Source organism: Streptomyces sp. cmx-4-9 (assembly GCF_046548835.1).
GTDB lineage: Bacteria > Actinomycetota > Actinomycetes > Streptomycetales > Streptomycetaceae > Streptomyces.
This window is the reverse complement of the sequence record NZ_JAEBEE010000012.1, coordinates 34,425-49,821: the sequence shown is the minus strand read 5'-3', so window position 1 is coordinate 49,821 and position 15,397 is coordinate 34,425. Positions and strand designations below refer to the sequence as shown.

9 protein-coding genes and 1 pseudogene are annotated in these 15,397 nt (G+C 67.9%); 8 read left to right on the top strand and 2 right to left on the bottom strand.

Going from position 1 to position 15,397, the window contains the following annotated elements:
• Positions 1 to 112 precede the first annotated feature (112 nt).
• Both ACLJTM_RS31795 and ACLJTM_RS31790 read left to right on the top strand, forming a co-directional pair.
• Positions 113 to 649 carry an RICIN domain-containing protein gene (locus ACLJTM_RS31795; RefSeq protein WP_411107261.1) on the top strand — a complete coding sequence of 179 codons (537 nt, stop codon included), beginning with the start codon at positions 113 to 115 and terminating at the stop codon, positions 647 to 649.
• Between the two features lie 655 nt (positions 650 to 1,304).
• The gene (locus ACLJTM_RS31790; protein ID WP_411107260.1) at positions 1,305 to 1,445 is read left to right on the top strand and encodes an exosporium protein G; all 141 of its coding nucleotides are present in this window, start codon (positions 1,305 to 1,307) and stop codon (positions 1,443 to 1,445) included.
• Positions 1,446 to 1,628: 183 nt separating this feature from the next.
• Here the strand turns inward: ACLJTM_RS31790 and ACLJTM_RS31785 are convergent, their stop codons facing one another.
• Positions 1,629 to 3,182, bottom strand: a complete 1,554-nt coding sequence (locus ACLJTM_RS31785) for an IPT/TIG domain-containing protein (RefSeq protein WP_411107259.1) — start codon at positions 3,180 to 3,182, stop codon at positions 1,629 to 1,631.
• Positions 3,183 to 3,995: 813 nt separating this feature from the next.
• Between ACLJTM_RS31785 and ACLJTM_RS31780 the strand changes: the two genes are divergently transcribed.
• The 5 genes and pseudogenes from ACLJTM_RS31780 to ACLJTM_RS31760 form a co-directional block, all read left to right on the top strand.
• Positions 3,996 to 5,177: a tyrosine-type recombinase/integrase gene (locus ACLJTM_RS31780; RefSeq protein ID WP_411107258.1), complete on the top strand. Its 1,182-nt coding sequence runs from the start codon at positions 3,996 to 3,998 to the stop codon at positions 5,175 to 5,177.
• Positions 5,178 to 5,181: 4 nt separating this feature from the next.
• Positions 5,182 to 5,514 carry a helix-turn-helix domain-containing protein gene (locus ACLJTM_RS31775; RefSeq protein ID WP_411107257.1) on the top strand — a complete coding sequence of 111 codons (333 nt, stop codon included), beginning with the start codon at positions 5,182 to 5,184 and terminating at the stop codon, positions 5,512 to 5,514.
• Between the two features lie 348 nt (positions 5,515 to 5,862).
• A complete protein-coding gene (gene xerC / locus ACLJTM_RS31770; RefSeq protein WP_411107256.1) occupies positions 5,863 to 7,941 on the top strand; it encodes a tyrosine recombinase XerC in 2,079 nt (692 codons plus the stop codon).
• Between the two features lie 808 nt (positions 7,942 to 8,749).
• Positions 8,750 to 11,284 (top strand): ABC transporter permease, encoded by a 2,535-nt coding sequence (locus tag ACLJTM_RS31765; protein WP_411107255.1) that lies wholly within the window; start codon positions 8,750 to 8,752, stop codon positions 11,282 to 11,284.
• 176 nt (positions 11,285 to 11,460) lie between these two features.
• Positions 11,461 to 11,739 (top strand): annotated as a pseudogene (locus ACLJTM_RS31760) (transposase); the annotation flags it as partial.
• Between the two features lie 22 nt (positions 11,740 to 11,761).
• Here the strand turns inward: ACLJTM_RS31760 and ACLJTM_RS31755 are convergent.
• A complete protein-coding gene (locus tag ACLJTM_RS31755) occupies positions 11,762 to 12,667 on the bottom strand; it encodes an SDR family NAD(P)-dependent oxidoreductase (RefSeq protein ID WP_411107254.1) in 906 nt (301 codons plus the stop codon).
• Between the two features lie 446 nt (positions 12,668 to 13,113).
• Here ACLJTM_RS31755 and ACLJTM_RS31750 point away from each other — a divergent pair, with 446 nt between their 5' ends.
• Entirely contained in the window at positions 13,114 to 15,312 is a 2,199-nt protein-coding gene (locus ACLJTM_RS31750; RefSeq protein WP_411107253.1) for an MMPL family transporter, read from the top strand.
• The last annotated feature ends 85 nt before the right edge of the window (positions 15,313 to 15,397 follow it).

Sequence of the window (15,397 nt, the reverse complement as noted above, 5' to 3'; positions counted from 1 at the left end):
CGGCGAGCCGGTGCCACCTTTCACCATCACGGAGGCTGGATGGATGAATACCTTGAGTGGCGGAACGGCTACTCTTCGTGTTCCAAGTTCGTTCTTTGATCACGGAGAATCCATGCGACGCCATCCGGTACTTTCCACCGCCGTCCTCAGCGCGCTGCTCGCACTGCCTGCGGCACTGTCCGGCACCGCGGCCCAGGCGCGCGAGCTCCCGGCCGCCCAGGCGCGTGCTGGTGTGGCCTACACGCTCACCAACCTGGCCGCCGGGCGCTGCCTGGCGACTGCCGGGACCCCGGCCGCCGGAGCGTGGACCGTCGTGCGGCCCTGCACTCCCGTCGGTCCCGGCATGAAGTGGAGCCTCACCACCGCGCCCCAGGCCCCGGCCGACAGCTACTTCATCAGCGAACCGGACAGCGGAACCTGTCTGACGACACCCGGAACCCAGGCGGGCGCACGCCCGACGCTGCAGACCTGCGACAGCACGAATGCTTTCCAGATGTGGACCGCGACCGTCGTGGCCGACGACACCGCGCAGTTCAAGAACCTCAGGAGCGGCCTGAACCTCGCCTTTACCGACCCCAGGGGCCCGGTCACCCAGGAGCAGCCCGGTACCGGCCCCAGCCAGCAGTGGCGCCTCACCGGGCCCCTGTAGCCGTTGCCGGAGATCCAAGAGGATCCCTGAGCAGGTTGGTCAGTCTCCGTGATCCGTCCCGTGTGCCGGGCTCACTCGTCGTTGCTGTCGTCGTCGTTATCGTCGTCGTCGTTGATCGGCGGCTTCCGGGTCGCGCAACGGGCGAGCGCCGTCGAGCGACTGGGGGCCCGGAGGATCTAGCACGGCCGGAAAAGCCGCTGAACGCCTCCACTCCCGCCGGGGTCGGCGGCCGGGTCGGATCGCTCCCCATGTGGCGGAAATCGCTTGGAGGACCCGATCGGACTGGGAGCGGGATTCACCCGTGCCCGACTTTCCTGGACGGGCGGTTTGCGCTCAATGGTCTTCCGCGGTCGAGCTGGCGCCCCCGCAGGCGCGTCAGCTCGGCTGGAACGGCCACTCGATTGGCATGAATGTGGCTTCTTGATCTCCACTCGCAGTCGATAATTGTGGGGCGTCAACGCTGCCCCGCCTTGGGGAAGTCCGGTGGCGACGGCATCTGATCATCCGAACACCGGCATCAACACCGTCGTCCCATCCCCACCGGAGGCTCGTCATGCGATCTGTCCGCACCCGTGCTCTGACCCTGTCCGGTGCACTCAGCCTGTCAGTACTTCTGCTTACCGCCGCCGCACCCTCGGCCTCTGCCGCTGACGGGTTGCAGGTCAACTGCGTTGCGCAAGAAGGCAACTCCTACTTCCTCAACCAGTACGTCGGCGACCTGCTGGTGGTGCACACCCCGATCACAGAGGGCGGGGCAGCCCTCTTCCTCGCCCTGGGCATCCCCCGCTGCTCGTAGGCCGGGGCCGGTCCTCCCCGCGGTGCCCCAGGCACCCATGTGGGTCCGCTGGTCCAAAGAGGGCTACCAGCTCATCCATCCTGGGATGAAGCATCGGACGAGAACGACCTCTTACGCGCCGCCCCCGGCCCCCTTTCACAGGGGCCGGGGGCGGCGTGTTCAGCGTGGTGCGTCAGCTGGCGGTCAGCAGCTGGTGGTGGTGTCGCCGGTGTCGGCGGTGCAGGTGTCGGAGCCCAGGCCGCCGTTGGCAGTGTCGCCGTCGGCGCCGTCCGCCACGTTGATGTTGTCGTTACCCAGGGCGCCGCTCATGGTGTCGGTGCCGGAAGTGTCGGACAGGACGTCGTTGCCGTTCTGACCGTCCAGGTCGTCGTTGCCGGGGCCGCCGTAGATGTGGTCGTTGCCGTTGTCGAACAGGTACAGCAGCGAGCCGAGGAGCGTCTCGCCGTAGTTGGTGTCGTTGCCGGCCTGGCCGTAGAGGTAGTCGGCGCCGTTGCCGCCGCCCATGATGTCGTCACCGGCGCCGCCGTAGAGGGTGTCGTCGCTGTTCCCGCCGTCGACGTTGTCGTTGCCCGAGCCGGCGTAGACGATGTCGTCGCCATTGCCGCCCTTGATCGTGTCGTTCCCGCCGAGGCCACAGATGACGTCCGCACCGTTGGTGCCGGTCAGGGTGTCGTTGCCCGGCGTGCCGGTGATGGTGCAGCCGAGGGAGTTGGTGACGGTGGTGGTCTCGTTGGCGTCGGTGTTGCCGGCGACCGGGTCGCTCTGGGTGGCGTCCGTGGTGGCGGAGGCGGTGACGGTGCCCGCCGCCTGGGGCTCGGCGGTGATGGCGACGGTGGCGGAGACGCCGTTCGCGATCGAGCCGAGCGCGCAGGTAACCGTGGTGCCGGCCGTGGTGCACGTGCCCTGGCTGGGGGTCACGCCCTGCACGGAGAGAGCAGGGCCGGTAAAGGCCACGGCCGTGGTCGTGGACGTGGCGGTGGCGGGCCCGTTGTTGGTGACCGTGACGGTGTCGGTGAACGTCTCGCCCAGGGCGACCGGATCAGGCGAATCGGTGATCGTGGTGGCCAGGTCCGCGCCGGGGGCTATGTAGGTGTACTGGCCGGCCGGGGTGGCGGGGCTGGTGCCGCTGGGGGTGGTGACCCGCACGTCCACGGTTCCGGCTGCATGCGCCGGGGCGGTGGCGGTGCAGGAGGTGGCGGTGCAAGACACCCCGGTCGCCGGGGTGTCGCCGAAGGTGACGCTGCTCGCGCCGCCCAGGTCGGTCCCGGTGACCGTCACGCTCGTTCCGCCCGCGGTGGTACCGCTGGCGGGACTGACCCCGGTCACGGCCGGCGCGGCAGCGCCCGCGGTGATGGTCGTGGTGGTGCTGTCGGAGCCGGTAAAGCCAACCCCGGTCACCGTAGTACTGGCTGTCACCGTTCCGGCGGCGGTAGGCAGCACGGTCGCGGTGACCGTGACGCTGGGTATGTCCCCGCTCGGGCCGAAGCACTCCAGAGTCGTTCCCGATGCGACGTAGCAGCCGATGTCCGGTTGGTTGTCCGTGACACCAGTGAAGGTCGCTGCCGCGCCACTGAGAGCGGCCGAGGCGTCGAAGATGCCGCCAGGCCCTGAGACGGTAATCGTGTAGGTGTAGCTGGTGTTGGCCGGGACGGGGTCGGCCGAGTCGGTGATCTGGATGATGGCGTCCGCGTGGGCGGGACCGGCCGCGGCGAGCATGCCGTACAGGGCCAGCGCCATGGCGGAGACCAAGACGGTCAGCCGGTGAGTGAGTCTGCGACGCGGTAAGCCGGAGCGAGCGGTGGAAAACATGGTGATGTCCCCCTGTCTGTGTCCGCGCCGGGCGGAGGAGGCCGGACGGCCTCATGAGGATCCGCGGCGGTGCGGCCTTGCTACGGCCGGCCGCAGCGTCCACCCCCTTCTGCAGGGGTTGGACGCGCCGCCGGCCGGGCCAGCCCCTTGCCCTCCCCGGCACGGTCGCGCCGAACACGGTGAGCTCTGAGGGCACGACGACGCGGATCACACGCCTCCGCCCCCATGGGTGACCCTCCGCGCAGATCATGGCACGGTGCGTAGATCACCCGCAGGTGCTCGCCAACGGGAGCCCTACGCGAACCCCGTCAATCTTCCGCGGCGTCGTCATCGTCATCGAGATCGACGGCATCCGGGTCGCGCAGCGGGCGCAGGCCGTTGACCGGCTGGGAGGCGGCGAAGCTGTAGCGACCGTGGATCACTTTGCTAAATGACCATGATCGTTCTCACCGATAACCGCTGTACCGATCTTCCGAGGCCGTGCTCCTACCCGAACCCAACGGCACGGTGAGGCGACCAGGCGCAATGTCCCCCGGGTTCCTCGTGAGAGTGCTCCAGGAACCCACGAACTCGTCGGTTTCCGGTTAGAACTGGAGCGCCGGCGGGTTCGTTCCGCCGCTTCGTGTGGGAGTTGCGGCTGTTCATGCAGGTCGGAGCCGCGGGTAGACGCTTCACTCGATCGTGTGGGGATTTGACGATTCCTCGCAAAATTCAGGAGTTCTCTCCGTAACTTGCGTGCTTGTGACGGATTCCGGGACCCGCCGCTTCTCTCTCCTCACGGGTGGCGACGTAGCTCTGAAGGACCGGCCCGGCGAGCAACAGCAGCCTGAGCCGGGTCTGGCGGATGTTCTTACGCTCCAGCGGCAGAGCGCGGCAGCTGCAACCGCGGAAGCCGAGCGGGCTCTGTATCAGGACTCCCTCGCCGAGTACGTATGGGCCCGGGATGTCGCGGGCCTTTCACCGCGGACACTTGAGTCGCTGGTCCAGCCGGTACTGGAGATCTGCTCGTACTACGACGTCATGCCGTGGCAGCTCAGCTCGCGGCAACTGGACAAGTACTTCGCGGGCCCGGGCAAGCGGCCAAGGCACACGACGGTGCGGTCGAAGATCAACCGGATCGATCTCTATTACGCCTTCCTGGAGCAGCGGTATGCCGGCGAGATCCGCCGACGGTTCGGCGCGATGGTCGAGTCCCCCGTCGACTCGTTTAACCGGCCTGTTCACCGTGGGGACTTCGGACTGCGGATTCCGCCGTCCGCCCGGGCGACGAAGGACTTCTTCGCGGCGTGGCGGGAGGCGCTGCCGCGGGCGTGGAAGTACCCGGTGGCGGTCCGGAACTACGTGATGTCGAAGCTGACGTACACCTCCGGTGTCCGGGCGGCGGAGCTGTGCCAGGTGCAGCTCGGGGACGTGCACTGGGAGAACGGCCAGTGGGGCCGGTTCCTGGTCCACGGCAAGGGCGCCGGCGGCTCAGGTCCGCGGGACCGCGAAGCCTTCCTCTTCGAAGAGGGCCGGGCGCTCTTGTGGTGGTATGTCGAGGAGGTGCGGGGTGAGTTTCCCGATGATCCCTGCGACCCGCGGGCGCCGCTGTTCCCTTCCGAGCGGCTGGCGAAGTCACTGGCCGGCATGGAGGGATTGCTCGCGCCGCCGGTGGTGCCCGACACGTTCCGGCGCGCGCTGAAGATGGCCTCGCGCGAGCATCTGCGGGGCCCGGTCAGCGAGCTCTTTCCGCATCTGCTGCGGCACGCGTGCGCGACCCACAACTATGAGGCGGGGATGCCGTTGTGGGACGTGCAGGTCTTGCTCGGCCATGTCTGGGCATCCACCACGGTCGGCTATCTCGCGACCGCGAAAGGCGACCCGGAGCGCTCGAGCCTGGAGTCTTCCCGGCGAGCGGTTCGCCGGCTGAGCACGGAGGCGTGATCCGTTGAAGTGGAACCTGCGCTGGGCCGCGGCCAAGCGCGACATCTGGCGCCCCACCCAGCTGCAGGCGGCCTTTCGGGAAGTGGGGTTCACCCCGTCCCTGAGCAAGGTGGCCGCACTGTGGTCCGGCAAGCCGGTCACCGTCCGGTTGGAGGACCTGGACATGATCTGCGCCGCCCTGAAATGCACGGTCTCGGACCTGATGGAAGCCGATCCGGTGGCGGCGGCCGAGGGACATCCGGAAACCGAGCAGCGCGCCGTCGGCGAGAGCGGGCCCGTACGCCCGATTCCCCGGCCTGGCAGCGGCGGCTCCCGGCGCCCGCTGCCTCCGAACTGACACGGGGGATCGGTGATCAGGGGCTCTGGTCCGCTCGGGTCCTGCGGGACGTGCGCGGGCTGGGGAGCGGTGAACGGGAACGCCATGTGCCCAAGGTGCGCGTGGGCGCGGTTCCGCGCGTCCTCGGGCCGGGACGGCTGGAGCCAGGCTCCGTGCCGCCGCTGCGCCTGGGCCGTGCCGGTGACGCGGGCGGGCGTATGCGCGCCCTGTCTCCTTGCTGTCCGCCTTGGCGAGGACGATCCCTGGGTCTGGGGCGAGCTTCACGATGAACCCCTCGCCCCGGGCCGGCCACGTCAGCTCGCCCTGGACATCGAGGGCATCGTCCTGCCCGAGGCGAGGCCGGTACGGATGCCACAGAGCAAACCGGGGCGGCACTACAACATCCCTGCGTGGTTACGGGCCCGGCACCCCGAGCCGGTCCAGGACGACCCCCGGATCTGTCCGCCCCAGATTCCCGGGCAACTGGGACTCTTTCCTACTCCTGCCCGCCAGTTCTCCCGCACCCACGCGGCCCGCATCAGCGACCGGAACATCCCTGGGTTCGAGGCCGTCCGCGAGCAGCTGCGGCAGATGGCCGACGAGCGCCGGGTACGGGCCCGGACCGTGTGGATCTGGCGGCTGGAGGGCTTCGCCCGCCTGGCCCTGGCGGCCCGGGACCCCGATCAGCACCAGGTCGCCGCCGAGGCCCTGAAGGACCTCCTCTACAACGGCCCGATCCTGGGGAGGGCCCTGGAGCGGGCCGCTCTTCTCGCCCCGCCGCTGACCCGCCGGGTGGTCCCTCCACGGGGCACCGGCCCCACCCGCCAGGGCGGGCAACGCGACCCTGAGCTGCGGGGGCAGTGCGCACACTGTCTGGCCTGGGCCAACGACCGCCGGGTCCTGTGTGTGCCGTGCACCAGCTGGTGCTACGAGCTCCGCAAACGCGGAGCCAGCGAGGCAGAGTGCGACCGCTGCCACCGCACGCTGATGCTCAGCGGCGGCATGTGCCGCATGTGCCGGATCGTCGTCGCTGAAACCGAGGTCGATACCGCCCAGGTCGCGATGGAGAACGGCGACCAGCTCTGGTTCGCCCGCCCCCACGCGGCGGGACTGGCCGTCGGACGCCTCCTTCCCGGCACCGCGGCGCTCCAAGGCCGCTTCGCCCTCAAACGCCGCCGCGCCCGCGCCCGAGCGGAAGGAGCACGCCGACTGTCCGAGCATCTCCTCCACGCCGACCAGCTGGAGCTCTTCCCGGCCCCGCCAAGGGACTGGACACGCCTGGACACCACCAGGCCACCCGCCCTCACCCCCGCGGCAGCACATCTGCTCACCGACTTCACCACCTACATGCGCGAGCGCGGATGGAACACCGACTTCTTCAGCGGCAGCATCCGCACCCTGCGCATCGTAACGGGGCACCTCGGCACCGACGCCCCCATCCAAGAACGCGACATCCGGGCCCTGGCTTCCATGAGCCCCAGTCTTCAAGGCGCCCGCGTCCTCAACTACTCCCGCCTGCGCGGCCTCCTCGAAACGCAACCAACCGGTGACCCCTCCATTGCCCGCGCCCGACACCACGCGTCCACCATCAGCCAACCGGCCTTCTCGGCCGCAGTCCACACCTACATCGACGTACTCCTCGGCCAGGGCAGCACCCCCAGCCGGGCCCGCAGCCCCAAAACCGTCGAGAACTACGTGGCCGCCCTCCTGGACACGCTGGAAGCATGGATCACCGACGGGCACACCGATCCCCGCGAGATCACCAAGAAGCACATCGAGGACGCCCTGGACCCGCTCCGCGGCGACCGGGCCCGCCGCCTGCACACCGCACTCCGGTCCCTCTTCAGGGCCCTCAAACGCGAACACCTCGTCTTCCGCGATCCCGCCCGCAGCATCTCCCTCACCACCAGCCGATCCGTGCCGCCCGCCCTTCCCTCCGACCGCATCGCCGGCCTCCTCGACCGCCTCGACGACCCCCGCGACACCCCCATGGTCGCCCTCGTCGCCATCTACGCTCTCCTGCCTGGCCAGCTCGTCCACCTCCTGCGAACCGACCTTGACCACAGCAAGGGCCGGCTACGCCTGCGTCGAGCGGGACGCATGGACCACCTCATCTACCTCGACGCCTTCACCATGCGCCTGGCCACAGCGTGGGAACTCCACCGCCACCACCGCTGGCCCGACAGCTCCAATCCCCACCTCTTCGTCACCCGCAACACCGCCGTCGACGACTCCGGCCCGCCCATCAGCGCCGGCGTCGTCCAGCACCTCTTCCAACGCATCGGCCTGCCGGCTGGCCGCCTGCATGTCGACCGCATCGTCGATGAGGCACGCCACAGCGCCGATCCTGTCCGGCTCATGGAACTCTTCGGCCTGTCCAACCTCTCCGCCACCCGCTATGTGCTGTCAGCACACCCGGACAAGAAGAACGGCCCCATCGCCCCGTAGACCCGTCCTCCTGCCAGGGCGGGATGGCTGCCGCCCAGCGAGTCGGCTGAGCTGAGGGCGGTGCAGTGGGGCATGTTTCAGTATTCCCGAGGCGTGCATCGGCCTGACGTTGAGTTTCGGCTATGACACGTAATCGCCCCAGGTGGGCCGCCGGGCGTCGGGGTGTTTCACGAGCGCCGTCTAAGAAACATGCAGCAGACACCCCCTCAGACGTCGGCTGTACCAGCCCAGGCGCCTGCGCCCGTAGTGATCATAAAGTCGCGGGTGTCAGGCAGCTGCGTCATCCTTGCGTAGCATCGGGAGGTCTTGGCTACCTCTGTGGAGTGCCCTGCAACACGCCCTGAGTAGGACGCACGTCCGTTCGTGAGCTGCAACCGTTGACATATGTCACTCCGTTGCATCAGCCACTGCTCTGTCTCAAGAGCACAACGACCACCAGCTTCCTCGGCGTCCCGATGTCTGCCTCACAGCTCGTGACGCCGAACCTGCTGGGCTGCACGACGAGGCCTTCGCCGGACGTCCTGCGGTCATTTCGTCGACTGCAGCCCACGGAAACCTCGACCTCCGCTCGAGCGCCGAGAATCTAGGTTTCCTTCACAACCCCGTGCGCACATTCCGTCAGACGCTCGATGCCACCCACGACCTGTCGCTGCTTCCTACGCCGACCGCGTCGTCTTCCTCGCCGATGACCCGCAGGGTTGACGCAAGGCAAGCCCCGCAGATGCCGTTCTGGACCGCATGAAGCGGTTCGCTGCCACAGGCCGTACGAGTTAACCATCGCCGACCAAATCTCCAGGACTGACCTCCCTTGTTCCAGATCGCTTTGCGTAATGTGCTTGCGCACAGGACCAGGCTGCTGATGACCTTGCTCGCCGTACTTCTCGGCGTGGCGTTCGTCGCCGGTACCCTGGTTTTCACCTCGACCGTCTCGGCGGCGTACCAGAAGAGTTCCCAGAAGGGATTCGACCACGTCGACGTCGCGGTCCAGCTCCACCAGCAGGCCAACGACCAACGGCACCCGGGCGACGCCCCCAAGCTCACCCAGGGGATTCTCGACTCGGTCGCCGTTGTGCCCGGCGCTGCCTCCGCCACCGGCACGGTCTACGGCTTTGCTGCGATCGCCGACAAAAACGGCAGGCTCATAGGCCAGGGCTTCGGATCGTCCGGCACCAACTACTACCCCGGAACCGACGGCAAAGACGCCCGCTACCCGTTGAAGAGCGGCGCTCCGCCGAGGAGTTCGGGCGAGATCGCTCTGGATGCCAAGACCGCCGATCGCGCCGGCTATACGGTCGGCGACACCGTCCGCATGTCCGTGAACGGCCCGGTACTGGAGCAAAAGCTCACGGGCATCTTCACCACTGCCGACGGGAACGTCTCCGCGGGCGGCAGCCTCGCGCTCTTCGACACCGACACCGCCCAGCAGCTCTACCTCAAGCCGGGCGAGTTCAGTGAGATCGGCGTCAAGGCCGCGACCGGTACCTCCCAGGTCGCGCTGAAGGGGTCGATCGAGAAGATCCTGCCGGGCTGGGCCCAGGCAGTCACCGGCAAGCAGATGGCCGACGAACAGGCCAAGCTGATCGCTGAAGATTCGCGGAACATGCGCAACGCCCTGCTCGGTTTCGCCAGTGTCGCGCTGGTCGTCGGCATCTTCGTCATAGCCAACACCTTCACCATGTTGGTCGCCCAGCGCACCAAGGAGCTCGCGCTACTGCGCGCGGTCGGCGCAACCCGCCGCCAGGTCACCCACTCAGTGCTCACCGAGGCGCTCGTCGTCGGCACCATTGCCGGTGTGGCCGGTTTGCTCGCCGGTATCGGCATCGGTGCGGGGCTGTGTTCCTTGATGAGTGCTACCGGGAGCACGGTGCCCGAGGGCCCACTCGTTATCTCTCCGGTCACGGTCGTCATCTCGCTGAGCGTCAGCATCGTGGTTACTGTGCTGGCCGCCTGGCTGCCCGGCCGCCGCGCCGCGAAGACACCGCCGGTCGCCGCCATGAACAACTCTCACGCCGACGCTGCCACTCGCTCGCTGACCGTCCGCAACTCCATCGGTAGCCTCCTGGCAGCCACCGGAGTCGTATCGGTGCTGGCCGGGACAAACATGAGGACCAATGGTGAAGCCCTGACTGGGCTGGGCTTCATCTTGCTCCTGATCGGTGTGTGTGTGCTGACCCCGTTGCTTTCCCGCCCGGTCATCGCCGCCTTCACGCCTGCTCTGCGGCTGTTCGGCATCTCCGGGAAACTTGCCACGGAGAACGCGCTGCGCAACCCGCGTCGGACCGCCGCAACCGCATCCGCGCTGATGATCGGTCTGACCCTGATCACCGGCATGACGGTAGTCGCCAGTGGCACCCAGAAGGGACTCGACAAGCTGGGCGCGGATTCGATGAAGGCGGACTACACCGTCTCCATGGCCGGCACCGCATCGCTCTCACCAGACATCGAGAAGACACTCGCCTCGCTCCCGCAGGTCACCGCCACAACCCCGCTGCGCCCGTCCCCTGCACTGGCCGACGGCAGCCCGGACACCGTGACCGCCCTCGACAGCGCAACCATTACGGAGCTGGTCAAGGCCGATTTCACTGCAGGTTCATTCGCTGGATTCGGCGGTGACAAGGCCATCGTCGATGAGTACACCGCCAAGAGCCGCGGCTGGCAGCACGGCTCCACCTTCACCATGACCTACGAAGACGGTGTACAGGAAAAACTCACCGTCGCCGGCATCTATAAAGGCAACGACCTGATCCGCGGCATCATGCTCGACACCCGTACCCTGGCCCCGCACCAGAGCCTCATCGCCGATACACAAGTCCTGGTCAAGATCAAGGGCACCGCCAGCGACGCGGCCAAGGACTCGCTACGCGAAGCGCTCGGAAACAACCCATCGCTCCAGATCCACGACAAGGACGACCTCACCAACGCCAACGCCCAGGGGTTCAACCTCTTGCTGAACATGCTCTATGCCCTGCTCACCACGGCCGTCATCATCGCCGTGCTCGGCGTCGTCAACACCCTCGCCATGTCCGTCATGGAACGCTCTCAGGAGATCGGTCTGCTGCGCGCCGTCGGCCTGGACCGCACGGACGTCAGGCGCATGGTCCGCCTGGAATCGCTGGTCATCTCCCTCTTCGGTGGCCTGCTCGGTATAACCCTCGGTGTCTTCTTCGGGTGGGCTACCGGCGAACTGATCGCTAAGACCCTCGACACCTATGAACTCGTGCTCCCCTGGGGCAAAATAGCCATCTTCTTCTTCACTTCGGCCCTCGTGGGAGTGCTCGCCGCTCTGTGGCCGGCACGTCGAGCGGTCAAGCTCAGCATGCTCGAAGCCGCCAGCGGCCGGTAGAGGATCAGCTCACCCCTGGGTCCGTTCGGTGCGCCATCGTCACCTCTTGAGGGCAGTGACCTCTGTCTGCTGAGAGGGCGTTTAGGTCAAGTTTGCATGGGTACCATCGGGTTTGGGCTTCGCTTTGTCTGGGGCCGCTGAGGTCACTGTGAGTGGTGGTGCACGAGTCGCGATTCGAGCACGCCGCCACCCTCGGTATCGACATGCACATCGTCCGCCGCGACCCCACCACCAGGGGATTCACCGTCCTGCCCCGTCGCTGGACCGTCGAACGCATGCTGGGATGGCTGATGAACCACCGCCGCTTGGCCCGCGACTACGAAGCCCACCCACACCGCTCCGAAGCCATGATCCACCTCGCGATGATCAACCTCATGACCCGCAGACTCACCGCCGAATTCACCCCCCAGCTGGCGCGGAGCATGAACCAATCCCATCCCGGCAATCCGGGATGAAACAACGGGACGAAACGCCCTCTTAAGGACGTTGGCCCATTGCTGGAGGAGGGCAGGGACTCGGCTCATCGCACGCCCGGGGCGGTCGCAGCGTCGGCGGGCCCGCCTGGTCCCAGCACCACGGCCGCACGAGGGGACGCGGGAGATGACGCAGCGCCCAACCAGCGAGGCGGTAACGGGCACTGGGGATGCTGACCACGCGTCCTCGATGGAGATCGCGTAGTGCCGTGACGGCCACCCGGTCGGCGTCGAGCCACATCCAGTTTGGAATGTTGGCGGTGGGGATTCCGGCCCGCTGGTGGAACTCCGTCCTGGTGTAGCCGGGCAGCACCGCTGTCATCCTGACTCCGGACCGCCGCCGGATCCCTTCGGAGTGGCCGACGGACTCCGTGAACGCGAGGATCCAAGCCTTGCTCGGCGGATATGTGCTGGCCAACCAGGCCGGCCCCAGGGCCGCTACTGAGGCCACATTGAGCACGCCACCGGAGCCCCGGGCCAGCATGCCGGGCAGCGCGGCCTTGGTGAGGCGTAGTGGGGCCCGGACGTTGAGGTCCAGGACGGACTCCTCCTCCTCGATCGTGCTCTCCAGGAACGGTCGGGATGCCGCGATTCCAGCGCTGTTGACCAGTAGATCGACTGGCTCGGCGTCGTTTGTGACCCGTTGTTCGACAAGTCGGCATCCGGCCGTGGTGGTGAGATCAGCCGGGAGTACCAGGTGCGGTCGACCCGGCGATGGCAGGGCTGCCCCGACCGCACCGAGCCGTTTGGCGTTCCGGGCGACGAGAACCAAGTGATATCCGCGGTCTGCGAGGGTTCGGGCGAATGCAAGGCCGATTCCGGCCGTGGCGCCCGTTACAACGGCAGTCGGCAAGGCGACTCTCCATCCGGGTGGGGTAAGCCTGGCCCGCCCATTGTGCGCATGGTTCACGAAGGCGATTTTTCCCGGGTGCCGCCGATCGGGTGACGGAGGGTGGGCGAAGATTGACCACAGGGTCGCTCTTCCCAAGAATGTGCGCGACCTGGAGGTCTATCGGGTGCGAGGCTGCGGGGCCGTAGCGTATCCGTCAAAGGAGTCGACTGTGCGCGTACCAGAACTGCTACCCAAACGGATGACTCGGCTGGATCCTCACCCCGTTGTTTGTTTCACCAGAGCGCCTGGACGAGGGGGGCAGGACTCTGCTCTTCGCTGTATGAAAGAAACTACAGTCTCGAACCGCCATGCATCTGGGTGCACAGAACCGGCGGGTATGGAGTGACCGGGCCTGGTCGGCCTGGCGCTTATCCCGTCAGCGTCGGGAGCCGCGAAGGATGGTCTTGCGGGCGGGCTTTTCGGTGGGCCTCGCGTCGGCGGCTGGCCGGATTGGACGCCACGCGGTGAGCGGCTTGTTGGGTCGGCTGGCGGGTTGGTCGTTCCGCCATGCCCGGCCAGTACTTGGGTCAGCGGTTCTGCTGGTGGTGTTGTGTGCCGTCGCTGGCCTCAGTGCCGGTGACCGCTGGTCCAATGGCGGTTACACCGCTGACGACACGGCGGCCGAGCGAGCCGAATCCGCGGCGCAGCGGATGGGTGCGGGCACGGCTGATCTGGTCCTCTATGCCCGCCCTGGCCGACCGGTGGACGCGCCAGCGGTGGCCGAGCAGGGCAAGCGGCTGACCGAGTTGGCCGCTCGGTCACCGGGGGTGAGTTCAGCGGTATCGTACTGGTCCACCGGCCTGGCCCCGCTGCGTTCGACGGACGGTCGAGGCGCGCTGCTGCGGATCGACCTGGCTGGGGACCAGTCCGAGACCGCCCGGGCTGCCCGTACGCTGACGCCCGCCCTGCGGGCCGAGGCCCCCGGGTTCCGCTTGGCGGTCACCGGACCGGCGTGGGTCAACGTTGCCGCCACCGACCAGGCCGAGCGGGACCTGGTGCGGTCCGAACTTCTGGCGCTGCCGGTCACCTTGGGCGTCCTGGTGCTGGCTTTTGGCTCCCTGGGAGCCACTCTCGTACCGGTCCTGGTCGGCGGGGTGGCGGTGGCCGGGGCCCTCGCGGTGCTGTCAGCCTGTACCCGGGTCGTCCCCATCTCTGTATTCGCCGCCAACCTCACCTTCGCGCTGGGCTTCGGACTTGCCGTCGATTACGGACTGTTCACACTGAGTCGGTACCGCGAGGAGCGGGCTGCCGGCTTCGACCCCGAGACGGCCACCGTGCGGGCGATGTCCACAGCCGGGCGATCGGTGGCGTTCTGTGCCTTGACGATGGCCTGGTGCATGACCGCGCTGCTGGTCTTCCCGCTCGGCATGGTTCGGTCGCTGGCACTGGCCGCGGTCGTAGTGGTCGCCCTCGGCGCAACCGCGACCCTTGTGGTGCTCCCGGCCCTGCTCGCCGTGGCCGGCGACCGACTCGAGCGCCTGGACCCCTTCCGCCGCTTGCCCTGGCGCCGTCCGCCCATGGAGGTGCTGGCCAGTGCCCTCTGGCGCCGGATCGCCGTCAAGGTGACCGGGCGTCCAGTGCTCTGGACCATCCTTGGCACCGCGTTACTGGCGGCACTTGCGCTACCCACCGCCGGGCTTCGCCCCGCGCTGGTGGACGAAAGCATCCTGCCGCCCCGGGCAGAGGCCCGTTCGGCCGCACGAGCCGTCCGGGCAGACTTCCCCTACCCGCCGGAGCGACAACTCATCGTCGTGCTGTCCCGGACGGACCCGTACACCGAACAGAGCGCCCTGGACAGCTACGCGCGCCGTCTGTCCCTGCTGCCCGGTGCGGCCCAGGTCAGCACCCCGGCCGGCGACTACGCAGAGGGACAGCACGTTCGTACGCAGCAGGTGGAGCCCGCCTCCGCGCCCGGCACCCTGGCAGTGGTGTTCGCCACCGATCCGCCCCAGGCGGCACGGACCGCCGCGCTGGTGGACGCGGTCCGTGACACCGCTGCCCCCGGGCCGACCGAGGTCGCTGGAGTCGCCGCGCAGCTCGCCGACACCCGGACCGCGATCTTTACAGCGCTGGGCAGGTGGGCCGTGCTGATGCTGACCGGTGTCTTCCTGGGTTTGCTGGTGTTCGCCCGGAGCCTGCTGGTGGCGGTCAAGGCCGTGGTGCTCGGCGGACTGAGCATCGCCGCGGCCCTGGGAGTGATGGTGATGCTGTTCCAGGAACTGGCGGTGCTCGGACCACCGGCGGCGGGAGGTGACGGTGCGCTGGAGATCACCATGCCGTTGCTGGCGTCCGCCCTCGCCTTCGGGCTCTGTGTCGACTACGAGGTCTTCCTCATCGCCCGGATGAAGGAAGAGTGGGGACGTACCGGTGACAACTCCGGATCCATTGTGTTCGGTATCGAGCACACTGGTCGGCTCTTCACCACCGCCGCCGTGGTGGTCGCCGTCAGCATGGGAGCGCTGGTGCTTTCCGATGTCGGTTTGCTCGTGGTGCTGGGCGCCACTATGGCGGCGGTGGTGGTCCTGGACGCCACCGTGGTCCGGGGCGTTCTGGTACCTGCCGTGATGAGTCTGACCGGCCGGGCCAACTGGTGGGCGCCCAGCCTCAGACGGTCGCCTGGATCCGTGTCCCGGGACGCTGGTAACCACTCGACCGCGGCGTGAAGACCGCTCAGTTGAGCGGTTGGGGGCGGATACAAAGCAGGTGCTGGATGCTTACCAGCCCACCTCGAAGGACAACACGCCGACG